The sequence below is a fragment of the Peribacillus frigoritolerans genome (assembly GCF_001636405.1).
In the GTDB taxonomy this organism is placed as follows: Bacteria; Bacillota; Bacilli; order Bacillales; family DSM-1321; genus Peribacillus; species Peribacillus frigoritolerans.
On record NZ_KV440950.1, the window covers coordinates 3,322,013 to 3,348,920 of the forward strand.

The 26,908-nt window shown below is 41.8% G+C and carries 23 protein-coding genes; all 23 read right to left on the reverse strand.

All coding sequences use genetic code 11. From position 1 onward, the window contains the following. Window positions 1-6 precede the first annotated feature (6 nt). The 23 genes from A6755_RS15865 to parE all read right to left on the reverse strand — a co-directional run bounded on the left by A6755_RS15865 (window position 7) and on the right by parE (window position 26,877). Entirely contained in the window at window positions 7-1,017 is a 1,011-nt protein-coding gene (locus A6755_RS15865) for a MupG family TIM beta-alpha barrel fold protein (protein ID WP_063591271.1), read from the reverse strand. Continuing rightward, complete coding sequence (locus A6755_RS15870) at window positions 1,014-2,384, reverse strand: PTS transporter subunit EIIC (protein WP_063591272.1); 1,371 nt, start codon at window positions 2,382-2,384, stop codon at window positions 1,014-1,016. The genes A6755_RS15865 and A6755_RS15870 overlap by 4 nt, the downstream gene beginning before the upstream one ends. Window positions 2,385-2,416: 32 nt before the next feature. Further along, on the reverse strand, window positions 2,417-3,274 hold the full coding sequence (locus tag A6755_RS15875) for a MurR/RpiR family transcriptional regulator (protein ID WP_063591273.1): 858 nt from the start codon (window positions 3,272-3,274) through the stop codon (window positions 2,417-2,419). A 10-nt stretch (window positions 3,275-3,284) separates the two neighbouring features. Continuing rightward, a complete protein-coding gene (murQ, locus tag A6755_RS15880) occupies window positions 3,285-4,193 on the reverse strand; it encodes an N-acetylmuramic acid 6-phosphate etherase (protein WP_063591274.1) in 909 nt (302 codons plus the stop codon). Between the two features lie 360 nt (window positions 4,194-4,553). Beyond that, window positions 4,554-5,735: an ABC transporter substrate-binding protein gene (locus A6755_RS15885; protein WP_063591275.1), complete on the reverse strand. Its 1,182-nt coding sequence runs from the start codon at window positions 5,733-5,735 to the stop codon at window positions 4,554-4,556. A 22-nt stretch (window positions 5,736-5,757) separates the two neighbouring features. Continuing rightward, window positions 5,758-6,465, reverse strand: a complete 708-nt coding sequence (locus A6755_RS15890; RefSeq protein ID WP_063591276.1) for an ABC transporter ATP-binding protein — start codon at window positions 6,463-6,465, stop codon at window positions 5,758-5,760. Then, a complete protein-coding gene (locus A6755_RS15895; protein WP_034312361.1) occupies window positions 6,458-7,222 on the reverse strand; it encodes an ABC transporter ATP-binding protein in 765 nt (254 codons plus the stop codon). Before A6755_RS15895 ends, A6755_RS15890 begins: the two co-directional genes overlap by 8 nt. A gap of 2 nt (window positions 7,223-7,224) precedes the next feature. Next, a complete protein-coding gene (locus tag A6755_RS15900; protein ID WP_063591277.1) occupies window positions 7,225-8,220 on the reverse strand; it encodes a branched-chain amino acid ABC transporter permease in 996 nt (331 codons plus the stop codon). 1 nt (window position 8,221) lies between these two features. Then, the gene (locus tag A6755_RS15905) at window positions 8,222-9,085 is read right to left on the reverse strand and encodes a branched-chain amino acid ABC transporter permease (protein WP_063591278.1); all 864 of its coding nucleotides are present in this window, start codon (window positions 9,083-9,085) and stop codon (window positions 8,222-8,224) included. Between the two features lie 1,066 nt (window positions 9,086-10,151). Continuing rightward, window positions 10,152-10,514 (reverse strand): hypothetical protein, encoded by a 363-nt coding sequence (locus A6755_RS15915; RefSeq protein ID WP_063591280.1) that lies wholly within the window; start codon window positions 10,512-10,514, stop codon window positions 10,152-10,154. Between the two features lie 12 nt (window positions 10,515-10,526). After that, the gene (locus A6755_RS15920) at window positions 10,527-11,057 is read right to left on the reverse strand and encodes an NAD(P)H-dependent oxidoreductase (RefSeq protein ID WP_063591281.1); all 531 of its coding nucleotides are present in this window, start codon (window positions 11,055-11,057) and stop codon (window positions 10,527-10,529) included. Between the two features lie 43 nt (window positions 11,058-11,100). Further along, window positions 11,101-11,733, reverse strand: coding sequence for an HlyD family efflux transporter periplasmic adaptor subunit (locus A6755_RS15925; RefSeq protein WP_063591282.1), 633 nt, complete (start codon window positions 11,731-11,733; stop codon window positions 11,101-11,103). Further along, window positions 11,730-13,370 (reverse strand): MFS transporter, encoded by a 1,641-nt coding sequence (locus tag A6755_RS15930; RefSeq protein ID WP_063591283.1) that lies wholly within the window; start codon window positions 13,368-13,370, stop codon window positions 11,730-11,732. Before A6755_RS15930 ends, A6755_RS15925 begins: the two co-directional genes overlap by 4 nt. 311 nt (window positions 13,371-13,681) lie before the next feature. After that, window positions 13,682-14,107 carry a MarR family winged helix-turn-helix transcriptional regulator gene (locus tag A6755_RS15935; protein ID WP_063591284.1) on the reverse strand — a complete coding sequence of 142 codons (426 nt, stop codon included), beginning with the start codon at window positions 14,105-14,107 and terminating at the stop codon, window positions 13,682-13,684. Window positions 14,108-14,669: 562 nt separating this feature from the next. Beyond that, complete coding sequence (locus tag A6755_RS15940; protein ID WP_084737825.1) at window positions 14,670-16,367, reverse strand: sigma-54 interaction domain-containing protein; 1,698 nt, start codon at window positions 16,365-16,367, stop codon at window positions 14,670-14,672. Window positions 16,368-16,496: 129 nt separating this feature from the next. Next, window positions 16,497-16,898, reverse strand: a complete 402-nt coding sequence (locus A6755_RS15945; protein WP_063591285.1) for a MaoC/PaaZ C-terminal domain-containing protein — start codon at window positions 16,896-16,898, stop codon at window positions 16,497-16,499. Continuing rightward, window positions 16,895-17,347: a MaoC family dehydratase N-terminal domain-containing protein gene (locus tag A6755_RS15950; protein WP_063591286.1), complete on the reverse strand. Its 453-nt coding sequence runs from the start codon at window positions 17,345-17,347 to the stop codon at window positions 16,895-16,897. Before A6755_RS15950 ends, A6755_RS15945 begins: the two co-directional genes overlap by 4 nt. Window positions 17,348-17,365: 18 nt before the next feature. Then, window positions 17,366-18,130 (reverse strand): SDR family oxidoreductase, encoded by a 765-nt coding sequence (locus A6755_RS15955; RefSeq protein WP_063591287.1) that lies wholly within the window; start codon window positions 18,128-18,130, stop codon window positions 17,366-17,368. A gap of 20 nt (window positions 18,131-18,150) precedes the next feature. Next, window positions 18,151-19,326, reverse strand: a complete 1,176-nt coding sequence (locus tag A6755_RS15960; RefSeq protein ID WP_063591288.1) for an acyl-CoA dehydrogenase family protein — start codon at window positions 19,324-19,326, stop codon at window positions 18,151-18,153. 23 nt (window positions 19,327-19,349) lie between these two features. Then, entirely contained in the window at window positions 19,350-20,501 is a 1,152-nt protein-coding gene (locus tag A6755_RS15965) for an acyl-CoA dehydrogenase family protein (protein ID WP_063591289.1), read from the reverse strand. Between the two features lie 45 nt (window positions 20,502-20,546). After that, window positions 20,547-22,142, reverse strand: coding sequence for a long-chain-fatty-acid--CoA ligase (locus A6755_RS15970; protein WP_063591290.1), 1,596 nt, complete (start codon window positions 22,140-22,142; stop codon window positions 20,547-20,549). 315 nt (window positions 22,143-22,457) lie between these two features. Then, window positions 22,458-24,902: a DNA topoisomerase IV subunit A gene (gene parC, locus A6755_RS15975; protein WP_063591291.1), complete on the reverse strand. Its 2,445-nt coding sequence runs from the start codon at window positions 24,900-24,902 to the stop codon at window positions 22,458-22,460. Next, a complete protein-coding gene (parE, locus tag A6755_RS15980) occupies window positions 24,892-26,877 on the reverse strand; it encodes a DNA topoisomerase IV subunit B (protein WP_048678600.1) in 1,986 nt (661 codons plus the stop codon). Before parE ends, parC begins: the two co-directional genes overlap by 11 nt. Window positions 26,878-26,908 lie beyond the last annotated feature (31 nt).

The window sequence follows — 26,908 nt, forward strand, 5'->3', positions numbered from 1 at the left end:
AATTGTTTACTCAATTATAAGTTTTATCGTTTGACCAAGCTTTAGAAGGGACAGCAAGGGAATATCTTCTTCTATAACCCTTCCTATAACGTTGACTCGGTGGTCTGCCCCTAGGTCTCTTTTGCAAATTTGAACCTCTCCCCGATACCTTCCATAAGCATCATTGTCCATCGTTATGGATCCAAGGCTTCGTGCAGCTGTATTACTCGGCTCAACATTTGCGGTGACCCGGGTATTCTGCAGCCGGAAAACATCTTGAGAAACATCTGGCCTCAATTTATACTGTCCGCTTTGCAAAAGTCGGGATTCCACTCTAATAGTTAGAATGTTCAGATCCTTATATGCAGTTAGATTCTCAAGCAGATTTTCCTCCGTTCCTTGATCTCCAACGTAAACTCCTTCCACATGCTGGATCAGCTCAATTCCAGCGGTGTAAGGATTCATCAACCTGTGTTTTTCAAGCGTTGGAAGACCCTCATGAAGAGGACCGCGTTTACTTCCTGCACCCGGGATGAAAGCAAAGATCGGTATGCCGTATTTCTTGAACATTCTATTCTGTTCATGAAAGAACTCTTCTTCAAGGCCCGATTCAGGCCTAGGATAAAAGTTGTGCCAAGCTATCAGACTTTCCGGTTCCACACCGCCCCCAAGCACGGCTAAAAGTTCATCTTCATTCAACGTACTTGCATTAAGTGAGAGTGAAAACACCTTAGATAAAGAAATGATCGTTTCTTTATCGAACCCATCATCAAGGCGAATCCCTTTAATACCTAATGACCATAAATCCGTAAATTTGTTAATCCCCAAATGATCAAGCGTATTTAGTGAGACATCTGCATGGATTTCCATTCCATAGTCCTCTGCAAGCTTTAAAAGCCTGATCATCCTCTTCACGAGGTCCCCCTTTTCTTCAGGAATATGGAGCGATGTAAATGCTCTCTTCACTCCCAGGTTAGCAGCATGTATAATTTGTGTTTCTGCATGCGGGTCCTGTAGATAAAAAGAAATTCCGATCACTTAAATTCAACCGCCATTTCATCTTTAAATCCGAACAGATAGGTAAAAATAAACCCTGCTATATAGGAAATGAACAACCCAGCAAGGAACAGGGCGATTTGGTTTGGATGAACTAGAAAGGTAAGCGGCAGTCCGGACACACCGATGGAAGACGTGGCGATTCCGAATTGAGCTTGGAATGCTCCGCCTACTCCTGCACCTAAACATGCAGTTAAGAAGGGCCGGCCCAATGGCAGGGTCACTCCAAATATAAGGGGTTCACCAATACCTAGCATTCCTGAAGGAAGCCCTCCTCCTATAGCCCTCTTCAAACTTGCTTTCTTCGTTTTCATATAGATGGCAAAGGCCGCTCCCACTTGGCCTGCGCCACCCATCGCCAAAATGGGAAGCAGTGGATCATCACCAATCGAATTTATCAATTCTAGATGGACAGGCGTTAAACCTTGATGTAAACCAGTAATGACGAGAGGGAGAAAGGCCGCCCCAAGCACGAATCCAGCTACAACACCGCCAAAATCCAATACATTCAATAACCCATTCGTAATGGCATCCGATAAAAACCCTCCTACCGGCATAAATACAATGTAAGTGACAATCCCGGTAATGAGTAAAGCGATGGTTGGCGTCAAAATGATATCCAGTGATTGAGGAATGAATTTCCTGACCTGTTTTTCCACCAAGGCTATGAAAATAGCTGCAAAGAGTACTCCTATCAACCCACCGCGGCCAGGGAGCAAATTTTCACCGAACAATGAAATGTCGCCGACGGCCGGGTTTATGACCAAGATACCAGCAAGGGCACCAAGTGCAGGTGATCCGCCGTATTCTTTTGCAGCATTGGTCCCAACCAATATCCCCAAGTAGGCAAACAGACCGGATCCGATAACGGTTAAAATAATGGCTAATTGTGATTCTGCTGCAAGCCAGCCCGCTTGAACGATTGCCTTTGTAATACCGGTAATCAAACCTGATGCCACTAAGGCGGGAATTAAAGGGATGAAAATACTTGCAATCCTGCGCAAAAAAAGTTTAAACGGTTTTGCGTTTTTCCTATCAATCTCTGACTTATTCTTCGAGGCCACTTCTTTTAAGTCCAAATCACCAGAAGCTTCACCCAGAAGCTTTTCAAACTCTGTATGAACCTTGTTCACCACGCCTGGCCCGAGGACGATTTGTATCGTTTCCTCTTCAATGACGCCAAAAACGCCTTCCGTATTTTTTATATCTTCCATTTTTACTTTCGATCGATCGATTGGCAATACCCTAAGTCTGGTCATACAATGTGCAGCATCGGCAACATTAGATGCCCCACCTAATTTCCCCAATAACTCTTCTGCTAAACTGGCGTACTTATCCCCCTTACCCATTCATAAGCCCCCTTTGTCAAATCTCGCAATAATCATTTATATCGATCTGTCATCGATTTAATCGCAGACCTGGTATTATCAATATATTGGACAGTTTCTTCATATTGCTCTGAAGCCATCCCCAAAAACAAAATGTCAATCATATATAATTGCGCCAATCGTGAGGATGTTGCTGCACTTCGAAATGGTGCTTCTTTCGAATAGGATGTAAACAAAGTGGCATCACACAAAGAAGATACCGTTGTTTGGCCATAATGAGTCAGCCCGATTGTCTTGACCCCACGTTCCTTTGCCAGCTTCAATATATTGACAACTTCAGGTGTTTCCCCAGAGAATGAAATGGCAAAAACGATGTCATTCTCATTAGCATTTGCAATCAGGGTTGCAACTAAATGCATATCTGTAAAAGCCGTTGCTCCTTTATTGATGCGAAGTAATTTTTGCTGAGCATCCGCAGCAACTATATTCGAAGCACCGACACCGCAAAAATGGACGGTTTTTGCATTCAGCATCAGCGTTATGGCATGTTTGAGATTATCATGATCGATTATTTCAGATGTGTCCCGGATGGTCTGAATCGAATTACTCGTTGTTTTCTCCACAATCCGGTACAGTGATTCGGAAGGCTCGATATCCCGGTAGCCCTGTTCAACCGTCTTCATCAAATCTCCAGCAATCCTTATTTTCAGATCTTGATATCCTTTTATTCCAAGCAATTTACACAACCTAATAACAGCAGCCCCACTTGTTTGGGCAGACGTACTTAATTCCTGTACAGTGCTGTTCACAACTTCATGAGGATTCTGTAGAATATATTCCGCTAGTTTTTGTTCTGATTGCGGCAGTTTGCTCAACATCGTCTGTATGATGGATAATCCTCCTGTAGCCATTGCTTCCCTCCTAATCTTCATAGATCGAGATGGCTTTTCTGACATCTCCATCCGCTTTTTCCAGTAACTCCAGTGCTTTTTCATAATCTGTTGCCGTTTTTATCATGACAATCGCTGGCTTAACTTGATTATTTGCCTTTTCAAGCGTATTCAAAGCTTGATCATAGTCAGCATTCGTTACTGTTTCTATGATGTTTACTGCACGGTCCTTCAGTTTTTGATTACTGACATTTACATCGACCATCAGATTTTCATAGACTTTGCCCAATCGGATCATGGTTGCCGTTGAAATCATATTGAGTACCATTTTATGTGCGGTTGCCGCTTTCATTCTCGTGGATCCTGTTAACACTTCCGGCCCGACCACCACTTCAATCCCTATATCAGCTTCTTTCGTGATGCTCGCGTTATTATTGCATGATAAAGCGACCGCTTTAGCCCCGACCTTTCTTGCATAACGTAAAGCGCCCTTCACATAAGGAGTGCGCCCGCTTGCAGCAATGCCAATAACCGTATCATTTGCTGTAAGCGCCACGTCAATCAGGTCACTTTCCCCAAACTCTTCTTTATCCTCTGCACCTTCAACAGCCCGAACAAATGCCTTTTCCCCTCCTGCGATTATTCCCAGCACCCTATCAGGCGGAGTGCTGAAAGTCGGGGGACATTCCACGGCATCCAGCACTCCGAGCCTTCCGCTCGTTCCTGCTCCGATGTATATGAGTCTCCCTCCTTTTTTTAACGATTCGCAAGCCCATTCAACTGCCTTTTCAATCTCTGGCAATACCTCGTGAACTGCTGCTGCCACTTTAAAATCTTCTTTATTGATTGCAGAAATGATGTCCATTGTATTAACACTGTCGATATTCATCGTCTTTTCGTTCCGTAATTCAGTCGTTAATGAACGCAAATGTTCTTCCATAGACAATTGAATCCTCCTATAAACAATAACTTAAATATAATTTCATTTTTTAATATAAAATAATGAAATTATATTTCATATTATATTCAATGATAGCGTTTTCATTACTGAGAGACAAGATGTTTTTGTAAAATTTGTTAACCGGCAATCTCCGTTCTTCAAAACCCCGATGCTGGCGGACTTGCATCTATCCCTTTCAGAGTGGCTTAATTTACCCAAAGGAGCCTACAATTTTTAGTGTGGATTTTTTCAACAAAAAAACGTGTACCGTCACCTTATTAGGAACGATACACGCAATCTTGCAAAATGTTAAACTAGTATACTACGCCAGACCCGGTACACCTGTCCTCCTTTACCCAGTTAACGGATAGGGACCACTTTCCCGTTTTCTACTGCACCAACGACAATGGTTGATGCAAATCCTCCATTTTCATCTATCGAGGGAATATCGTATATTTTTTGATCTGGCCCTATATTTGAAAGTCCGTCTTGCATATGTTTACGGATGGCCTTGGCATCATCAACGCTGCCTGCAGATTTCATGGCTTCCACAAACGCATACATCGCGATATAATTCAATCCTACTTCGGAGCTTGGATCTTCCTTATAATTCTTTTGATATTTCTCGACGAATGCAGGCACAGCTTCTTCATCTGAGTCCATCAATGGCAGAACGCCAATCGAGCCTTCCAATGTTTCATATGAACCTGCAATCGGCTTCATCTGATCCAGCTTTGCTTGATCCATGATGATGAAACCGCCTTTAAATCCTAGCTCCCGAGCTTGCTTCGCCACTTTTGCCGTAGGTTCCGAAGCACCACCGATGAATAGCACATCAGGATCTTTTTTCAAGGCATTTGTGACAATCGTAAAGAAATCGGTTTCTTTGGCGAAATCAATCGAAGAATTATAAACGACTTTTCCGCCTTGCTTTTCCCAATGTGGGAGCACGGCTTCCGTCCAGTCTTTACCATATTGCGAAGATGTTGGCAAAGCGGCAATTTTCTTGCCGAAATGTTCCATCGCATATGTTGTAAAAGGCTCGATATACCCCTCGTAATTCGGTGGGATTCGAACAGTTAATGAATTTCCGCTCTCGGTCACTGCCGGTTCACTCGTATATGCACCAATGATGAATTCCTCTTGTTCATTAAAAACCTGTAGTGCCAGCACGCCTCCGCTGTGAGGCGTGAAAATGATCGGCGTATCATATTCCTGAATTAAACGTTTAGCATTCGACCCTGTTTCATTAGGTAAGTATTTATCGTCCAACGATACTAAGTTCAACGTGTATTTCTTACCAGCTACTTCAAAACCACCAGCATCATTAATTTCATTGACGGCCATTTCGACACCATTCAATGTCCGTTTCCCATATAACGCTGCTGCCCCGCTTAAAGGACCGCTAAAACCGATGTTTACGACATTGTCATTTTTTCCTTTACTGCCACTGCTGGACACAGGGCTATCCCCTTTATTGCACCCGGTCAAAACAGTGATGGTTAGCAGGAGAAAGACAAATAATACTTTCAGTTTTTTCATAAAAATCCCCCATTCAATTTATTCAGGCCCCAATATACGCTTTCCTTACTTCATCATTGGCTAATAACTCACTTGCTGTCCCTTGAACGACAATTTCCCCATTTTCAAAAACATATCCTTTATCTGCAATGCTTAGGGCAGCATTCGCGTTTTGTTCAGCAAGCAGGATTGTGATTCCTTCGCGGTTTATTTCTTCAATGACTTGAAACATTTGTTCGACTATGAGTGGAGCGAGTCCCACCGAAGGCTCATCAAGCATCAACAATTTCGGTTTCGACATCAAAGCCCTACCAATTGCGAGCATTTGCTGTTGGCCGCCGCTCAGGCTTCCAGCTTCATCATGATGCTTTTCTTTTAAAATCGGGAATAAGTGATAGACGTATTCCAAGGAATCCTTGATCTCCGCTTTTTTCTTTCGATGCACATAGGCACCCATCCGCAGATTTTCCTGAACGGTCATCTGTGGAAACAGTTTACGTCCTTCGGCACACTGAACGATCCCCTCCCGAACATTCTTATCCGGGGCACGGCCCCCTATCGGTATGCCTTGAAAATGGATTTCCCCCTTGGAAAGCTTACTGATTCCACTTATGGAACGAAAAGTCGTGCTTTTCCCTGCCCCATTAGCTCCTAGCAAAACAACGATCTCTCCCTCGGCAACTTCGATATTCACATGGTTTATCGCAGTGAAACTTCCATAATTCACGGCGACATCTGTTAACTTAAGCACTGGCACTCCCTCCCAAATACGCTTTAATGACCGCTTCATTTCCGCGGATTTCCTTAGGTGTGCCCTCGGCAATTTTTTCTCCGTAATTAAGGACCATGATGTGGTCTGCCAAGTTCATGATCATATGCATTTTGTGCTCGATTAAACAAACGGTCAGTCCCGATTGATTCAATTTTTTAATCAGTTCTGTCAAGCCTTCCGTTTCATCCGGGTTGATTCCCGCAGCAGGTTCATCAAGAAAGATGATTTCCGGTTCTGTCGCTAGGGCTAGGGCAATGGCTGTCCGTTTCTTTTCCTCCTGTGAGATGTTCGAGACCATTCTGTCAGCCGATTCCGTTAATCCGACAATATCAAGCACCTCCATAGCCTTATCCCTGCAAGCCGCTTCCTCCCGTTTTAAACGTTTTGTTCTTAGAATGGCATCCACCAAATTGGATTTTGTTCGCAGTCTATGACCGACAATGACATTATCCAACACGGTCGATTGATCGAAAAGGCTTGTCGTTTGAAAGGTTCTTGAAATTCCGAGCCCCGCTATTTCATTGGCAGGAAGTTTGGTGATATCAATCCCTTTAAAAAGGACCGTCCCGGAAGTCGGTCGATGAAAGCCACTGATCAAGTTAAAAAAAGTGGATTTCCCTGCACCATTTGGCCCGATTATTGCATTGATTCTACCTTTTTCAATTGAAAAATCCACATTATTGACGGCCGCCAAGCCTCCGAAACGCTTTGTCAAATTCTTAGTTTCGATTAACAAATTCATCCCTCCTCAGCTTTTATGTGCAATTCGCCCCTAACCCCGGACAGCTCATTATCTTTTCGCTTTCTTTGCCAATCATAGAAGGCCCCTGCGATTCCGCGCGGATAAAAAATAATGATCACCGTAAGTAATGGTCCGAATATCAACATTCGATATTCTTGAAGGAATTGCAGATTCTGCGACAGGATTACTAATAATAATGTTCCTACCAATGGTCCTGAAAGTGTGCCGATTCCACCAACCAATAAATACATCAATAAATCGAACATGATGGCAGTTGATCCGATATCAGGTCCAATGAAACGAATGAATGAAGCATACAAGGCACCTGCCAAACCTGCGAAGAATGTGGATAGGACAAATGCGGTTAACTTATTCTTCATTGTGGATATACCAATCGTTTGTGCTAGATCCTCGCTGTTCCTGATGGCCATATACGTTCTGCCAGTCAACGAGCGTATAATTCGATACATGATTAAAATCACTGCAAGCAGGAAAATGAGAACGAGATAATATTGGGATGCTGCAGTATCGAATGTGATCGGCCCTATATTCCCGGGAGCAGGGATCCCGATCAATCCCCTAACCCCCTCTGTAAGTCCCTCCCATTTATCGATCACCAGATATATGATGTAACCCACACATAGGGTATAAATCGCGAAAAAGTGTTCCTTTGTCCTCAGCGCAATCAAACCAATTAAAAACCCAATGGCACATGTGATTAAACATGCACATATAAGTGCCAGCCAAAAGTTCATTTCCGCTTTTACTGTGAGCAACCCAAGAGAATATGCTCCAATCGCAAAAAATCCAGCATGTGCAAGCGAGAGATACCCAGTATAGCCTGATAATAAATTGATTCCATAAACAGCTATCGCCCAGATGAACGAAAGTGTCAGCATATGGAGATAATAATCGTTTTGCGCGATATAGGGGAATGAAAAAGCAAAGATGATAAGAGCGATAATCCCATTTCTTTTCGTTAATATCCTCACACTACCTCTCCCCCTTTGCAAAAAGACCTGTTGGTTTCACCGTTAATATGATGACTAAAAGTATGAATGCAATGATGTCTTTATAATCATTTGAAATATAAGTTGCACCAAGGCTCTCACTGAACCCTAGGATATATCCACCTACGATCGCCCCCGGGATGCTGCCCATCCCACCCAATATGATAATGACGAAGGCTTTTAGGATGACTAAATGCCCCATGCCGGGAAAAACAAGATTAATCGGTGATGCAAGGGATGAAGCGATGGCTGCTAATCCCCCCGATATCATGAAGGTAAGCATCGCGACTTTATTAATGTTGATTCCTACTAATGACGCCCCTTCACGGCTTTGGGACATTGCAATTATCGTCGAACCGGCATAAGTTTTTTTTAGGAAAAGGTAAAGTAAAACCATCACTGCGATAGCTGACACGATGATCAATAATCGCTGAAGTGTGAACGTCAGTCCCAGGATATTGACGACTTGACCATATGGAGAAGTCATAGTATGGAAGTCGGCACCCCAGACAAATTGGGCAAAAGCTTCAAGAAAAAGGAGAATGCCGATGGCTGCAATCTTATCGTGCAACGGAGGTGCCTCCCTTAACAGGCGGAACACGAAACGTTCCAAAAGGACTCCCAACAAACCAACAACGATAATGGATACGAACATGGCCATCCAGTAATTGACCCCATATAATGTCATCATTGACAACGTGATATATCCTCCCAACATATATAGGGCACCGTGTGCAAAGTTCGGAATATGCAAAATTCCATATACTAGCGTCAATCCCAGTGCAACAAGACTATATACGCTGCCAATCGTCAAACCATTAAAAAGCTGCTGGACCAAAATTTCCATTTACTTCCTCCTTGAAAATTAATGAATTTCACTTTGCTGTTCATTCCCTGGCTCACAATCCTGTCCATATTTTAAAAGCACACATCTGTATTAAAAACAATTTCACTTACTCTCCCATAGCATCAACATCTCGGGAAGGGCCAATAAGCTTTAATTCCCTTTATTCTCCGCCTATAGAAATAGCTTAGGTATCTGTTGTTAGCGCTTTCATTTTTTTGGCGTAACGATCGTGCAGACAAGCTGTATTTAGGGAAAGCCCTTGATTCCATTTTCTGTTTAATGACGGTTTATACACGGTAGCCGTCTGGTTTTTTCACCCCTTTCACCTCGCACCTTCCATAGGAGAATCATTTCCGCAGGATAATTTCCAGATTAATTTCCAGATTAATAATGCAAGTGCCGTGCCAAACATTAAATCACCTTCAATAAGGCTATTAACCAGTCTATGAATTCATTATTGAATTGTAAAATCTCAAAAGTATCGGTTCCATACGGGATGTCCTTCATTCACTAATGACTGAAAAAATCAATTCTGAATCAATAAAAAAATTAAAATGGAAAGGAACCAAAAAACCAGTTTATAACTTCCATCAGTTCACACATTAGCAGGTAATAATGCACAAAAACGCAACCTAAGAACCGATAATTTTCTAAGGTAATAAAGCCCGTCATCCCCCAAAACGCGTTAATATAATTAGGAATTCAGTCAAAAAGACAGCACCTCCAATTTTGGATAATTTCCAAAATTGGAGGTGCTGTTCATACATACCTATTATTTCCATGACCTTTAATGGATATTTTTTAAGTTTCCTCACAATTGTTGCCTGAGGAATCAAGCGCTTCTCCGATTTCATGGTAATTTGGTAGGTTTAAGCCGTCGTCAAGATTTCCTTATCAGCTTTTACCACAGAGATCAGCTATTAAATTATTGTTAATCCTCTAATCTCTTACCGATCGAATGGAATACGCATTCATAAGTCTAAGAACCGTTACCTTGCAGTTGTACTTAACTCACGATTTAATGTTACCTCACTTTTTAGAAGTTAGATCATCCTTAGGAATTTTTCTACACTTCTCTGTTTTTTTCATTTTCACGCTTACAATTCATGGTTTTTAACGCTTTTCTATATTCTTCATCCTTCATAGTCAATCCCTTGATGTTTAAATCTTCCTGCGTCGTATCCTGGAAACATTGAAGGGCTTGGCGGTAGGCCTGATCGTTCATGTGCTTAACCTGCCCAGCGGAAGCAGTTAGAGTCTCCTCTGGAACCAATTCAGATTTGTCAGGTGAATGGATGGCTTCCTTACCAATTTCGTTTATAACCGTTTCACGTGCCACCTCTTCTTTTGAAGTTGACCAGAAATTAATCTTAAACAATCCCCCAATAACAGCCATAGCCAATCCTATACAAGCAATAATGGTCACCATCTGACCAACCCCTTACTGTACATGTGTTAGAGTTTGTGTGACTTCCGCTACACGTTTTCCTAAAGCTCTTCCTAACTCTTGGGCTTGCTTAGGGAGGAAATCTGTACTATCAACAGGACAGGACACCCCTACCCCGTAATAAGATCCATATAAAGCATTTTCTGGAACATTACCAGGTAAGCCCACGATAATCATCCCTTGGTGAAGCATTGGTGTAATGAGGTTAAGCATCGTTGCTTCTAATCCTCCATGGACGGTAGCAGTCGTACAAAATACAGCACCAATTTTGTTTATCAGCTTACCTTCTGCCCATAAGAACCCTAATTTATCAATCCAAGCTTTTAATCCAGAGCTAATCGTCCCGAAATGTCCAGGACATCCCCATACAATCGCATCCATTTCTGATAGCTTATATACATCTGCCTGATCCACATGATCTATATGCACTTCTGCACCATACACTTCTTGAGCCCCTTCCGCTATTGAATATGCCAGTGCCTTTGTATGTTCACCCTCACTATCATAGACTACATAGATTTTCATAAAATTCCCCACTCCTCTTGGTTGCATTGATGCGAACTTTCATCTACAACGAGATTTTAACTTTAGCATTCATACCAGGAAGTACTTTGGCAGATGGATTCATAATTGAGATTTTAACAGAAACTTTTTGAGTGACCTTTGTGAAATTGCCCGTAATCGACTCTGGTAAAGACGAAAATACAGATTTAGTAGCATAGCCGATTTCTTCAACTTTTCCTTCGAAAGTTACATCGGTATCGCCATCTACGTTTATATCCACTGAATCGCCTTTTTCAATATCCTTTAAATCTGTTTCCTTGATGTTAGCTGTAATGTATAAATGGTTGAGGTCTGCAGCTTGGGCTAGCACTTGGCCACCTTGTACTAGCTGGTCATTTCCGGCTCCATTTTTAATAATCGTTCCCTCCATGGTAGACTTTATGGAAACGTCTTGACCTTCTTCTTCAATTATTCCTACTGCCTTTCCTTTTGTAACAGCTTTACCTTCTTTAATATCCCAATCTTTGAGCATACCAGAAGCTGGTGCTACAATTTGAACCATGTCTGCAGATACCTTCGCATCATCAGTTTTAACAAAGTTCTCATTTTGATAATAATAGTTTGCACCGCCTGCTAGCAAAGCAATTACAACAAGAACACCCAAAATATTGGCTATTATTAAACGACCTTTACTCATACGTATTTCCCCTTTTTATTCGTTTTTTCCAATGGTGCTGGAAGTAAAATGTGCTGCTCTTTCTGCACTAGCGACCTTCCTTTGCCCGTTACAGCCTTTCCGATGGAAGCTAACAACATGATTATGCCTAATACTAGGAGAATGGTAAATAAATCATGGTAAGCTCCTAGAAGCGCACCTTTTTGACTATTCTCAACCATTGAATAATAAGCCATGCTTTTTGCCTCTGTCAGTGTATGTCCATTATTGATATAATTGCGGACCAATCCGGCCATCTCTGAGTTAGTTTCGGGGTTCAATAGTGATATTTCCCCTCGAACATCTTCATAGTGAATCGCATGCATTCGATAAGCAAACCATCCTATTACTGGTCCAGCAATTGAACCAAATAAATTTCTCATAGAATGCAGGGATGACGACCTTAGTACTGCCTTGTGAATGTCACCTGCCAGTGCTGTTCCCAATGCCCCTGATAATAGCACCATGCTTACGCCTACGCCAATACAAGCCATTTGAACATTTATTGCCGTTAAAGAAACCTCGGTTCCCATTGATCTCCATTGAATGCTGATCATTATTATAATGATGGAACCTACCATTCCCAGCCTGCCTGCACCCCATTTGTCATATAGCAGAGTACAGACGATACCCGACGCCAAGAATCCAACAAAAAACCACAAATAAAAATAAGTAAGGTATATGAATGGGGGATCAAGAATGTTACGCAAAAAACCATTAGCTCCTGCAATCGCGACGATAAGAGCAATATGAGCAGTTAAAGCCATAATTGTTCCCGAAACTGTTTTTGCTGACCACAATGATCGGATTGGAATAAAGGAATCCACAGCATTAAAATCAACCGCTATGAACAATAGCGCCAATAGAAGAGCAATCACAAAAAATGGCCAAACTTGAATTGATGTAAAGCCGTGTTCTTGTAAGTTATAAAGCGGGAAAATCAAGTCCATTATTAATAAAGTGAATAAGAAAATTCCTTTCATGTTATGTTTCGTCGTTCCTGAGTTTAACTCTGGCTTCGTTTTGGATAAGATTCTGAATCCGATTACAAGGCATATGAGGGATGAAAGAATATTTAACAAGAATATCCATCTCCACTCTGAAATACTTAAAGATAAGGATCCAACAAATGCACCTACCGCGCTGCAACCAAATAAACCACCTATCGCAAACAATATAAACAGATTCCGCACCTTGTTTGGGTAAGACCTTAAACTATGCGGTAGGATTGTCAGAAACAATACACCTGCCCCTAAACCTTGGAGTGATCTGCCAATGGTGAGCGGAATGATTCCCCAGCATAGAATATTGATGATCGTTCCACCAAGGAATATGAAAATGAAAGTAAGATAAATTTTTCTTGTTCCATATTTCATGGGAAGGATACGTCCAAATGGGAGACCTAGCGAAAAAGCCAAATTTGAGCAAATGGATGGAAGTAACATAACGTGTGTACTTAAGTTAAGTCCATTTTGAATAACCATTTGATTCAAGATGTAGGAAAGACTTGTAAAGTATTGAGGCCCAAATGAAAATAACGTTAATATAGAAATGAGCACATATTCCGGCAAGAGGGGTTTCTTTATCTCCCCACTCAAAACATTATTTTGTGAATTCATATAATTCCCCCTTTCTTTCTAAGCTAATTTTGAATGTCAATTTCCATTCCTTAATATTTTCAAAAGAAAAAAGTCTTCACCATCCATTCATATTAATCAGATAAACATGCAACATACCCAAACTTGCTATTTACAATTTGTATTATACAATATATATAAAATATAGCAATAAAAATATTACCCAAACAAACCCATAACACGGAAAAATGAAAAAGCCTAATTCAAATAAGAACATTTGAATTAGGCTTTTTCATGAAAAGGTTCATTAAAATATGTATAAGCAATACTGTTTCTGCTTATCAAAATTCGGATTATCTTTGTTTCCAGTTCTTAATATCCTGATTCAAACGTGTTAAATTCCTCTGAAGAACGTTTAAATCTTCCTCTGACCAGTCTTTAAGAATATCGGATAATCTTTCTTGACGAGACTTCTGAGCATTATGTAATATTTCTTGCCCTTCTTTCGTCATGACAATTAAGCTGATTCGTCCGTTTTTCGGATCTGGATAACGGCGAATGAATTCCTTTGACTCCATAGCGGCAACCTGGCGACTTGCGGTAGACACATTCAGTCTCAATTGGTCTGACAATTCATTAATGCCTAGTGGCCCATGCTTATCCAATTCACTTAGCAATAAAAACTCGGATCGATCTAGGTTGCCTATTTGTCTACTAGGGGATGTTGTTAGACGTACAAGCAGGGCTATGTCATATTCAATTAACTTGAGTGAGTCCAAATTCTATATCTCCCTTCTAGTGATTTACTTGAAAAATAATTAGGCTGAACTGTGTAGCTGGTTCTTTATATATATTTTCCAATTAAAATGATCCACTACCCTTGTATGTGTATAAAAACAATATACATGATTTTCAATGGCTTACCAAGTTTTAAAGCTTTAATAAACCCATTTAAATCAATATATTGAATAGGATTTAATCAGATATCTTATTGATAAATTCCCCTGTTTGCCTCTGACATTCTGAAGGTTCGAGCGCAAATCAGCGTTGATAAATTAATTCTGTAACTTCTCATATTCTTCCTCCCCTGTATAAATCGGCTTTTCCTCTAATTCATCGGAACTTTAAATGAATTTGTTGATCGAGCAGACTGGTTTCCCAGTAAGACCGTCCTCTAGCCAAAGAAGTTTACATCTGGTGAATCTAGGTTGGACACCGCTGCTCCATTCTATTTTATCTTATCGTCTTTGGTTCACATTCAATTTTTCGCCACTCGTATAATCAGTCAAAAAAACTGTACCTCCCATTTTTCTAACATTGGGAGGTACAGTTCAAACTCATCTATTCTTTTCCACTGACCTTTAATTGATATTTTTTAAGTTTCCTCACGATTGTTGCCTGACTGGATTCCAGGGCTTCTGCTATTTCATATGTAGTTTGGTAGGTTTGAGCCGCTTTCGTCAAAATTTCCTTTTCGGCTCTTTCCACCGCTTCTTTTAAAGTTAAGGTAGCATTGAGGTTCGGTTGATTCCGATTTTCCGGCTGATATTCTTCCGGAAGGTCGTTAATCGATAATATTCGATTATCCGTCAGCACGACGAGCCTTTCCACAATATTAATCAATTCACGGACATTTCCTGGCCAATCATGTTGATAAAAATATTCCTTCAACCGCGAATCTATTTCTTTTGAGAATTTATATTGTTCGTTTGCTTTTGTTAAAAACAAGTCAGTCAATGCCAAGATATCCTCTCTTCTTTCCCTTAGAGGAGGAATCGTAATCGGAATGACATTCAACCTATAAAAGAGGTCTTCACGAAAATCACCCGTTTTGACCATTTCCGAAAGATTTCGGTTCGTGGCTGCTATTATGCGAACATCGATTTTCTTTGGTTTTGTACCTCCGATTCTTTGAATCTCCCTTTCCTGAAGGGCCCGGAGCAGCTTCACCTGAAGTTGCAGGGGAAGCTCACCGACTTCATCAAGGAATAGGATACCACTCTCTGCAAGCTCAAACATCCCTGGTTTTCCTTTTTGATTGGCTCCGGTAAATGCCCCTCCTTCATATCCAAAGAGCTCGGATTCCAATAAATCAGCGGGAATTGCCCCGCAATTTATTTTGATGAAATCTCCTTTTTTAGACCGGATGCTCCGATTATAGATATTGCGGGCAAGGACATCCTTTCCAACACCCGTTTCTCCCAGTATGAGTACTGTCGCATCAATATCCGATATTCTTTCTGCTATCTCATAAATCATTTTCATTTTATCACTGACGAATACGACTCCATCTTTGCTCGTTATCTTCCGCAGTTTCTCAATTTCCTGCTTATATTGATTATTCAGTTCATTAGCTTTCGTCAACTCATGCATCAGTTCATTTAAATCAGATAAATCCCTTATATTCGTAACGACTTGCTCTATTTCCCCTTCTGCATTAAAAACGGGACTCCCTGTTATCAATGTTTCCTTTCCCGCAAAATTATCCTGTACGACTGATACCGTTCGTCTCAGCTTCACTACCTTATGAGTCACCGACGCATTCAGTATGCCGCGTTTAATCAATTGGTCCACAGATTTGCCGATATAGTACTCTTTTGGTATGCCTGTGATCCGTTCAATTGCCGAATTGGTATAAAGCGTGATTCCATCTTGATCGGTGATGTATATTCCATCATAGGAATTTTCGATTATTGCATCGAGTGCGCGATTCAATTTATCCGTCTCATGAGCATCAATCAATAAATCATCCAAAAATTCCGTTTCCCTGCCTATATAAAGAATATTGTCAGCATCCATTTGTTTCATTAATAAAAATAAATACCGTTTATCATGCAGCCTTGCAGCTGCAAGCCTTTTATTATCGAGAAATTGCCACTCATCGAATTGTTCGGTTAATGTATTATTACCATCATGGCTTAACAATCGATTAAAATAGTTTCCCCAATCCTTAATCCGATTTGCAGAATCCACGACTAGTGCAGGAAAGGTCCACTCTTTGAGCAAATTAAGCTGAGAATCCTGTTTCACTTGATTCATTACTATTCACCGCCGCAAAAAGAATTCTTTTTAAGTACAATTCTGGATAATTTTCGAAACTCCTTTAAAATTGTCGAATTTCGCTCCTAAAAAAAGTAGTGATGAAATAATTTTCATCACTACTTTACCTCAGTAAGTCTTAAAAATAACCTCTCCACTGATCGCTTCCTTACCTGACTGGTTAGTGGCCGCTACGTTGAAAAAATATCTATTCCCATTTTTTTCTTTTAGATCCGCTTGAAGAGTTATGACATCATTCAAGAAAACCATGCCCTTGAAACGAATCCTGTATTCTTCGATAAATCCAATTTCATAAAGATTACTGAATAGCTTTGCGAGGTTTCCCATCGTCCACATCCCATGAGCGATGATACCTGGAAGACCAGCATTTTTTGCTTCCTCATCAATGGTATGAATGGGATTAAAATCACCTGATGCGCCGGCATATTTAATGAGGTCCAGTCGCGTTACAGGTGCAAGCTCGATGGAATGTAACGAGTCACCAATATGAAGTTCGGTTAATGTCGTCACTTACTCATCACCATCCTTCTGATCGTTTCATTTAAAATGACAAGCTGTTCAGCAGTGAAGACAATTTCCCCATTTGCATCCTTTCCATAATTTTTAAAGGCTAGAAATCCCATTTCCCCTTGTTTCCCTTTTTTTTCATAATAGTCTTTCACTTCCGTATAACAGGTGATTTCTTCCCCTACCTTAAGCGGCCTGTTATAGCGATAAACCTGCTCACCGTGAATCAAGCCTTTATTCGGGAGATTTAAGCTTTCAATCATCCCAAAATCAAAGACCCTTGGGAAAGTTGGTGGAGCGATATTCGTACCGTACCTTGATTGCCTGCCTGTTTCTTCATCAATGAAAATCGGGTGGGGATCACCAATCGATAATGCGAATTTTTTAACGGCTCCCCGTTCAACTATATTTTTAACGGGGTTGGATCGTTTTCCAATACTTTCGTTGAACATAACATCCCGCCTTTTCCCTTAATTTTTCGGACCGCCCGCAACATATAAAACCTGCCCGCTAATGAATGAGGATGCCTCATCGGCAAAGAATGCAACAGCATGAGCAATATCACTTGGCAAACCGCTTCTGGCAACCGGAATGCTGTTTGCCCTCTCCTGGATGAATTGTTCAAAACTCACTCCCACCCGCCTAGCTGTTTCTTTCGTCATTTCGGTTTCGATAAAGCCTGGTGCTACCGAATTAGCCGTTATCCCATATTTGCCAAGTTCAATCGCCAGTGTTTTTGTTAACCCCTGAAGCCCAGCTTTTGCGGCTGAATAATTAGCCTGCCCGCGGTTCCCAAGTGCCGAAGTGGATGATATATTGATGATTCTTCCGTACTTATTTGCAACCATATGCTTCTGGGCGGCACGTACTGCATTGAAAGTACCTTTTAAATGCACATCCATTACCGTCTGCCAATCAGAATCGGTCATTTTAAAAAGTAAATTATCCCGGATGACCCCAGCATTATTCACGAGAATATCAAGGGATCCGAATGTGTCGGCTATTTCTTTTATCGATGCTTCCACCTCTTCTGGATTGACCACGTTGGCCACTTTGGTAAAAATGGTATAACCCTTGTCCCTTAATTCATTTCCTGTTGCTGTCAAAACCTCTTCGTTGATATCGATAATCGCCACGTTTGCGCCTTCACTGGCAAATAGTTCGACGATCGCCCGGCCAATCCCCCTGCTTCCACCTGTAACTAAAGCCGTTTTCCCTGAAAATCTCCCTGACATAATCGTTTCCTCCTAATCTATTATAAGAATTGTCCTAATTTAACATGACCCTTAATCAAATTTCGGGAAATGATCATACGCTGTATTTCATCCGTACCATCATAAATCCTCCAAAGCCTTGCCTCGCGGTACCAGCGTTCGATGGGAAGCTCCTTCGTATATCCCATGCCACCATGTATCTGCAATACACGATCCACGACACGATTCCCCATATTGGCTCCATAGAGTTTAGCCATTGAAGCTAAATGGCGGTTGTCTTCTCCATTATCAAGTGTAAAAGCCGCATTCAATACAAGCCATCTAGCAGCTTCAATTTCTACGGCCGAATCAGCTATCTGCCATTGAATGGCCTGGCGCTCAGCGATCGGTTTACCGAAAGTTACTCGTTCTTTAGCGTATACTATTGCCATTTGCAGCAATCTTTCTGCAGAACCGACAGCACGTGCGCCCACGATCCATCTTGCAAACCCAATCCATTCCAAGCCTAGTTTATAACCGCCATGCACTTCCCCCAAGATGTTTTCTTCGGGTACCCTGACATTATCAAAAACTAAACCGGCCGGTCCCCATTCTCCCATCGTATTGATATATTCTGATCTCCAGCCCATATCACGGTCTACAATGAAACAGGTTACCCCTTCCGTCCCGGTTGCTTGATGACGTTCTTTGTCAGTTACGGCAATGACCATGACGAAATCGGCATCATTTCCTCCAGTGATGAATGTTTTTTCTCCGTTAAGCACCCATTCATTTCCTTCTTTTACTGCCGTCATTTTAATATTTCGCGTATCGGACCCAGCCCCCGGCTCCGTCATGGCAAAACAGGACTTTTTCTCACCATTAATAGTAGGGATCAGATATTTCTGTTTCTGTTCTTCATTTGCATAATAAAGGATGTTATCAGCCGAACCTCCAAAGCTGAATGGTACAAACGTTTTTGACACTTCCATCAAGACAATTGCCATCATGAGCTGACCTAGGTCTGCCCCGCCATATTCCTCCGGGGTATTGATGCCCCAAAACCCGGCTTTTTTTGCTTTTTCCTGTAAATCTTTCAATGTCCCCTCTGGTAAACTAGGTTTCCCTGCCATTTCATTGCGAAGCACTTCATTTTCCAATGGAATCAATTCATTTTCCACGAACTTGCGTATTGTTTTTTGCACCATTTTTTGTTCATCAGATAGTCGTAAATCCATATTAACCCCTCCGCTTTCCAAGACTAGTTTTGATATTTTCTCTTTAATTGCCCGGTAATGATATTTTTTTGGATTTCGGACGTGCCTTCATATATTCTGGTGATTCGGGCATCCCGATAGAAACGTTCAACTGGATAATCCTTCATGTATCCCATCCCGCCATGAATCTGTACGGCCTTATCAGCGACACGATTATATACTTCCGAACCATACAACTTAAGCATGGCCGCTTCTTTAATGATTTTTTCTTTCTGATCGACCATCCATGCGACCCTGTATGTGAATGAGCGAAGTGCTTCTATTTCCATTGCCATCTCGGCAATCATATGGGACACGGCTTGATGATCAATGATCGGGACATTGAATTGTTCACGTTCTGTGGCATATTTGGTAGAAAGATCGAGCAGGTATTGACAGGACCCCAAATTACGGGCAGCAAGGCCTGCCCGGCCATTTGCAAGGATTTTCAAGGCATTTACATACCCTTGGCCGACGTCCCCCAGTACATTTCCAGCAGGAACCTCGCAATCTTCAAAAAACAATTCGGCCGAATGTGAGCCTCGAAGACCCATCTTCCTTTCCAGGCTACCAACTCTAAAACCCGGAAAATCCTTTTCTACTATGAATGAGGTGATCCCTTTCGCCCCTTTATCTTTGTCCGTAACGGCCATAACTGTAAAAATATCTGCTACATCTGCATTCGTTATATAATGCTTGGTACCATTTAAAATATATTTATCGCCATTTTTGACTGCCGTCATTTTGAGATTCGTAGCATGGGACCCCGCTGCAGGCTCAGTTAAAGCAAAAGCGCCAATTCTATTACCGCTTGCCATATCTGGTAGGTATTTTTCCTTTTGCATTTCATTGCCCATTTCGACTATCCCTACCGTCCCTATACCGGTGTGGGCACCAATCAGAGTGGTATATCCATTATGTGTTTTGCCGATTTCCTCATATAAAGCACATTTTCCCACCATCCCGATTCCGAGTCCGCCATACCTTTCCGGGATACTAAGTCCGAATAGCCCGATTTCCTTCGATAAATTTATGATGGATTCCGGGATATGATCTTCATCCTCTATCTGCATGGAAAATGGATCGATTTGTTCTTCGATAAACTGGCGTATATTTTCTTTAAGTAGCAGGATGTCTTCATCTAAGCGAAAGTCCATTTGCATTCCCCTTTATCTGCGAATTGATTGTTAACGCTTTCATATCTAGTTAGAATGAGCGATATGTTTTTCTTGAAGCTTGCGTTTTAAAATTTTACCTACCGCCGTCTTCGGAAGTTCACTTTCAAATGTGATTGCTTTTGGGACCTTGAAGGCAGCGAGCTGCTTTCGGCAATAATCCTTCAATTCGTTTTCAGTTATTCTTTCACTTGGTTTTAGAACTACCGCTGCATGTACCGTTTCACCGCGATATTGATCGGGAACGCCAAAGACGGCAGCTTCAAGAACCTTAGGGTGGCTGTATAGTATATCTTCAATTTCAATTGGATAAATATTGAATCCGCCTGCGATGATCATCTCTTTCTTCCGTCCCACAATGTAAAAGAAGCCATCTTCATCCATCTTGGCCATATCACCGGTATGCAGCCATCCGTTTTGAATCGTCTTCTTCGTCTCTTCAGGCATGCCCCAATAACCTTTCATTACCTGTGGACCCTTTATGACCAATTCACCTGGTGTATCAACCAAGAGGGCTGGCTCTCCTGTAATGCTGTCAATTATGGCGGCATCCGTATTTTGTATCGGAATCCCGATACTTCCTGGTTTTTGCAGGCCGCTGACTGGATTCCGGTGCGTGACTGGTGACGCCTCGGACAGTCCATAGCCCTCAGCAATCTTTGTTCCACTAAGTTCGCTGAACCTTGACAATACATGCAATGGCAATGGTGACGAACCCGAAACGCAAGATGTCAATGTATCCAAATCAAATGGATGGGACTGGTAATATTGTAATAAAGCAATATACATCGTCGGTACCCCTGGAAAAATAGTCGGTTTAAGATTAGTGATAATATCGACGATCTCCGTTACCTCAAATCGGGATACAAGAATTAATTCCCCGCCATTATAAAACGTCAGGTTCATCCCTGAAGTCATGCCGTAAACATGAAATAATGGGGAAACGCCCAGTACCCTTTCCTTCCCCTTTTGAGTATTGATTCTTGAAGTGGCTGCACTTTGCAGCGTATTGGCTACGATATTACGATGGGTTAGCATCGCGCCTTTAGAACGCCCTGTCGTTCCTCCAGTATATTGGAGGACGGCGACATCTCTAGCAGGTTCAATCTCCACAGTGAAATCCGCCTCTGTTACAGATAGCAGTTTTTTTGTCATTTCACATTTGCCCTTTTCCAGAGACACGCTCAACACCTTTTCAACATCGGTTTCAGCTATGACGGCTTCAACTATGGGCAATAAATCGTCGAGTACAATGATGTGCCTTGCACCTGAATCTTTCAGGACATGCATTAATTCGTTCGCCTTATACATTGGATTGATTTGGACAACAATGGCTCCATTCAAAAGAGTTCCAAAAAAACCAATTGGATATTGGGGACAATTAGGAAGCATGATAGCCACACGATCTCCCTTTCCAATCCCTTCATCAGCAAGCAAGCGGGCACATTTTTTCACTAACTTCCCCAACTCTGAATATGTACACCTTTTCTCCATGAACGTTATCGCTGTATTATCCGAATACTGTTCGACTGATTGAAAAAATAGTTCTGTCAATGAAATTTCAGGAATATCAATCTCTATTGGATTTCCGGACGGGATATGCTTTATCCAAGGTCTATCCATTGGTCCTCCCCTTTCTTCATTCAAAAATAAAGAAGTCATACTAACAATATGCAAGGAGTGTGCCAAAAATAAATCGTTTTGATACGTTGATTCAGTTAATGCTAAAATTCAAAATTGAATTATTTGCTGCGTTCTTAATAATTTTAGGTTCATAATACTAGGATTTAAATTTGACTCAATAAGTCATTTTTGAATTAAGAAATTGCTTTCGTATAAAGACCCAACTGTAGTGCTGGCCTGTGGATATACTGATCATTTTCAGGAAAATAAAACGGGATGCTGATCAAGGTCAGCATCCCGTTCAAAAAAAATGATTCACTGCTCCATGGCGGTGTCATCTTCCAATGATATTTTCCATAATTCTTTCGCTTTTCCACTAACCGTTTCATCAAAAACAAATGATCCATTCGTATATCGATCATGATTTTTTAATGAAGCGGCATGAATCGTTTCAATGGTTCCCTTTTCGGAAAGAATGAATAGACTGTCGGTTTTGTTAATGATATCGAAACCAATGACCCTATGAGGATTCGATTTCAATTCCCTCAAGACCACGACACCGCGTTTTGCCCGGCTCGTTTTTTCAAACTCGGTTAATTTCATTTTCTTTATGGCCCCGCGCTGTGTAACGATAAAGATCGATTCTTTACTATCCTTGGCCAAAACCTTTCCGCCAATGACATAGTCATTTTCTTTCAAGTTAATCCCTTTGACTCCTGCTGCCCGGACACCGACAACACTTACTTCTTCTTCATCAAACCATAAACCATAGCCATTATGAGTGACTAGGAAAAGGTCAGCCTGTCCATTCGTATGATGGACATCGACCAGTGCATCATCACCTTTTAAATTGACACCAACCAGCGGTTTTGAATGACGCTGAGCTTTATAGGAAGCTAATTCTGTCTTTTTCACCATACCATTTTTCGTGATGAAAACTAAGAATTCCGGCATGGTAAAATCTTTGATTGGAATCGCTTTTATGATTTGCTCTTCCCTGTCGATTGGAATGATGTTCGCGATATGCTGACCGGTTTCCTTCCAGCGAATATCAGGAAGCTGATGAACTGGACAATAGAGGTAGTTCCCTTTGGATGTGAACAGCAACAGGACATCTGTTGTATTCATCTCCAGCCTCTGGAGCAGGCGATCGGAATCCTTCATGCCAAAATCAAGCCCTCCTGACGCTGCATAAGATCGTAACGATGTCCGTTTGACATAGCCTTCTTTCGTCACGGTAACCATTACGTCTTCACTCGCAATCAAGACTTCAAGATTTATTTTGATTTCTTCAATTTCTTTTTCGATTTTGGAACGCCGTCCGTCATCAAAGCCCTTTTTAATGAATCGAAGCTCTTTTTTAATTACTTGAAGAAGAACCTTTTCACTGCCAAGAATCTTTGTCAATTCTTCAATTTTGTCCTTCAATTCCGCTGCCTCTGCTTCAAGCGCTGTAATATCCGTATTTGTCAGCCTATATAACTGCAAGGAGACAATGGCTTCAGCTTGCGCTTCTGTAAAAGCAAATTTAGCTATGAGGTTATCTTTAGCGTTCCGTTTGTCTTTAGATGCCCGGATGACAGCGATGACTTCATCTAATATGGATAAAGCTTTCACTAATCCATCGACGATATGTGCCCTGTCATGTGCCTTTTGCAGCTCATAACGTGAACGGTTCACGATTACCTCTTTACGGTGTTCTATATAAGCATCGAGCATTTTAGGCAGGCTCATCAATGTTGGCCGCTTTTTATAAATTGCAACCATATTGAAATTGTAGGCAATTTGGAGATCGGAATTTTTATATAAATAATGCAGGACTCCATTTGCATCTGCTTCTTTTTTCAGTTCGATGACAATGCGCAGTCCTGTACGATCGGTCTCATCCCTTACTTCGGCGATACCTTCCACTTTCCGGTCTAGACGGAATTCATCCATTTTCTTAACAAGGTTTGCTTTATTGACTTCATATGGGATTTCAGTGATGACGATTTGCTGTTTGCCGCCCCGAATCGTTTCCACTTCCGCCAACCCGCGAATGATTATTTTCCCTTTACCTGTTTCATAGGCCTTACGAATGCCCTCAATTCCTTGAATGATACCGCCAGTAGGAAAATCCGGCCCTTTAATGACAGTCATTAAATCAGCGACTGTCGCTTCCGGCTTATCGATTCGCATAATGGCAGCATCAATGACTTCACCTAGTTGATGTGGCGGGATTTCAGTGGCATAGCCGGCTGAAATTCCCGTAGAGCCGTTTACAAGCAGGTTAGGGAACATTGCAGGCAATACAATAGGCTCTTCTGAAGTATCATCAAAGTTCGGTACAAAATCGACCGTCCTTTTTTCAATATCCCTAAGCATTTCGGAGGCAATCGATGAAAGCCTCGCTTCCGTATACCGCATCGCAGCAGGCGGATCACCATCAATGCTACCGTTGTTTCCGTGCATTTGGACCATGACCTTCCGCAGCTTCCAGTCTTGGCTCATCCGAACCATTGCCTCATAAACGGATGAATCTCCGTGAGGGTGATAGTTACCGATTACATTACCGACCGTTTTTGCGGATTTCCTGAATCCTTTTTCCTGAGTATTTCCTTCGACATGCATCGCATACAATATCCTGCGCTGCACCGGTTTTAAGCCGTCCCTTGCATCAGGAAGTGCCCGATCTTGGATAATATATTTACTATAACGGCCGAAGCGGTCACCAATTACCTCTTCAAGCGGCAAATCTCGAAACGTTTCTTCAAATACCATCGTTAATGACCTCCTCTTCAATCGACATATTTTCATTATCTAAAATATTCGATTCCTCTTCGAGACCAAAAGCGACATTGGCTTCAATCCACTTACGACGCGGTTCAACCTTATCTCCCATCAAAGTTGTCACACGTCTTTCTGCACGTGCTCCATCATCGATCTTCACACGAATCAATGTCCTTGTTTCCGGGTTCATGGTGGTATCCCATAATTGATCGGCATTCATCTCACCCAGCCCTTTATAGCGCTGAATCATATAGCCTTTCCCCACCTTGTCTATCGCTCCCTGGAGCTCCTCATCGCTCCAAGCATATTCAATGACTTCTTTCTTCCCTGTCCCTTTGCTCACTTTATATAAAGGGGGTAAGGCAATGTACACCTTTCCTGACTCTATTAACGGTTTCATATATCGGTAAAAGAAAGTCAGCAGCAGCACTTGGATATGGGCCCCATCCGTATCGGCATCAGTCATGATGATCACTTTATCATAGTTAGTGTCCGGCGTATTGAACTCAGCCCCGACACCTCCGCCGATGGCATGGATGATCGTATTTATTTCCTCGTTTTTAAAAATATCCGCCAGTTTTGCCTTTTCCGTATTGATAACTTTACCCCGCAAAGGTAGAACTGCTTGGAAACGGCGATCCCGCCCTTGTTTAGCGGATCCCCCAGCAGAGTCACCTTCTACAAGATACAATTCATTTCGTTCGGGATTTTTCGATTGGGCCGGTGTTAATTTCCCGGAAAGGATGGCATCGGATTTTTTCCGTTTCTTCCCGCTTCTTGCGTCTTCACGGGCTTTGCGTGCCGCTTCCCTTGCCTGGAACGCTTTAATCGCTTTTTTAACCAATAGGGTACTTGTGGTCGGATCTTCTTCAAAAAAGTAGGCTAGGTGCTCTGATACGATGGAATCGACTGCAGAACGGGCTTCGCTGGTTCCTAGTTTGCTTTTGGTTTGTCCTTCGAATTGAAGAAGTTCTTCAGGGATGCGCACTGAAATGATTGAAGACAAGCCTTCACGTATATCGGTACCTTCGAGGTTTTTATCTTTTTCCTTTAATAGCCCCATTTTCCTGGCATAATCATTGAATGCCCGTGTCATGGCCGTTTTTGCACCAATCTCATGGGTGCCTCCGTCTTTTGTACGAACGTTATTCACGAAGCTTAGAATATTTTCTGAATAACCATCGTTGAATTGAAAGGCAAGTTCGACTTCGATCCCATTTTGTTCCCCTTCTAAGCTGACTACACTATGGAGTGTCTCTTTCTCTTCATTTAAATAATCGACAAACGCTTCAATTCCATTTTCATAGTGAAAAATTTCATTATGGTCGTTACGCTCATCCGTCAATTCTATCTTCATGCCTTTTAAAAGAAAAGCTGATTCGCGAAGGCGCTCACAAAGAATCTCATAATTAAAAGTCGTCACCGAAAATATTTTAGGATCGGGCTTGAAGTGGATTTTGGTCCCAGCTTGATTTGTTTTGCCGATTTTCTCCAGTGTGGTTTCTGGCTTTCCGCCATTGAAAAAACGTTGTTCGTATATGAACCCGTCCCTCTTGATTGTCACGACAAGCCATTCAGACAACGCGTTAACGACCGAAGCACCGACTCCATGAAGGCCTCCACTCGTTTTATATCCGCCTTGTCCAAATTTACCTCCAGCATGAAGAATCGTTAAAATGACCTCAGGCGTCGGTTTACCTAATTTATGCATGCCAATAGGCATTCCACGCCCTTTATCGGATACACTTACACTGTTATCTTTATGTATTTTCACACTAATTTGGTCTCCATATCCAGCTAAAGCCTCATCTACGGAGTTATCTACAATCTCGTACACTAAATGATGAAGTCCGCGTGCATCAGTACTGCCGATATACATACCGGGACGTTTTCTGACCGCTTCGAGTCCTTCCAGTACCTGAATTGCATCATCATTGTACTCGATTGTTTTTACTTTCTTTGCCACAGAAATTCCCCTTTCCTTACTAAACACAATT

Bases quoted from the DNA above. Each gene is read 5' to 3' on its own strand.
- A6755_RS15870 (WP_063591272.1), bottom strand. From the start codon at position 2,384: ATGGGTAAGGGGGATAAGTACGCCAGTTTAGCAGAAGAGTTATTGGGG.
- A6755_RS15875 (WP_063591273.1), bottom strand. From the start codon at position 3,274: ATGGCTACAGGAGGATTATCCATCATACAGACGATGTTGAGCAAACTG.
- murQ (WP_063591274.1), bottom strand. From the start codon at position 4,193: ATGGAAGAACATTTGCGTTCATTAACGACTGAATTACGGAACGAAAAG.
- A6755_RS15885 (WP_063591275.1), bottom strand. From the start codon at position 5,735: ATGAAAAAACTGAAAGTATTATTTGTCTTTCTCCTGCTAACCATCACT.
- A6755_RS15905 (WP_063591278.1), bottom strand. From the start codon at position 9,085: ATGGAAATTTTGGTCCAGCAGCTTTTTAATGGTTTGACGATTGGCAGC.
- A6755_RS15915 (WP_063591280.1), bottom strand. From the start codon at position 10,514: ATGGTGACCATTATTGCTTGTATAGGATTGGCTATGGCTGTTATTGGG.
- A6755_RS15920 (WP_063591281.1), bottom strand. From the start codon at position 11,057: ATGAAAATCTATGTAGTCTATGATAGTGAGGGTGAACATACAAAGGCA.
- A6755_RS15925 (WP_063591282.1), bottom strand. From the start codon at position 11,733: ATGAGTAAAGGTCGTTTAATAATAGCCAATATTTTGGGTGTTCTTGTT.
- A6755_RS15930 (WP_063591283.1), bottom strand. From the start codon at position 13,370: ATGAATTCACAAAATAATGTTTTGAGTGGGGAGATAAAGAAACCCCTC.
- A6755_RS15940 (WP_084737825.1), bottom strand. From the start codon at position 16,367: ATGAATCAAGTGAAACAGGATTCTCAGCTTAATTTGCTCAAAGAGTGG.
- A6755_RS15950 (WP_063591286.1), bottom strand. From the start codon at position 17,347: ATGTTCAACGAAAGTATTGGAAAACGATCCAACCCCGTTAAAAATATA.
- A6755_RS15955 (WP_063591287.1), bottom strand. From the start codon at position 18,130: ATGTCAGGGAGATTTTCAGGGAAAACGGCTTTAGTTACAGGTGGAAGC.
- A6755_RS15960 (WP_063591288.1), bottom strand. From the start codon at position 19,326: ATGGATTTACGACTATCTGATGAACAAAAAATGGTGCAAAAAACAATA.
- A6755_RS15965 (WP_063591289.1), bottom strand. From the start codon at position 20,501: ATGGACTTTCGCTTAGATGAAGACATCCTGCTACTTAAAGAAAATATA.
- A6755_RS15970 (WP_063591290.1), bottom strand. From the start codon at position 22,142: ATGGATAGACCTTGGATAAAGCATATCCCGTCCGGAAATCCAATAGAG.
- parC (WP_063591291.1), bottom strand. From the start codon at position 24,902: ATGGTATTTGAAGAAACGTTTCGAGATTTGCCGCTTGAAGAGGTAATT.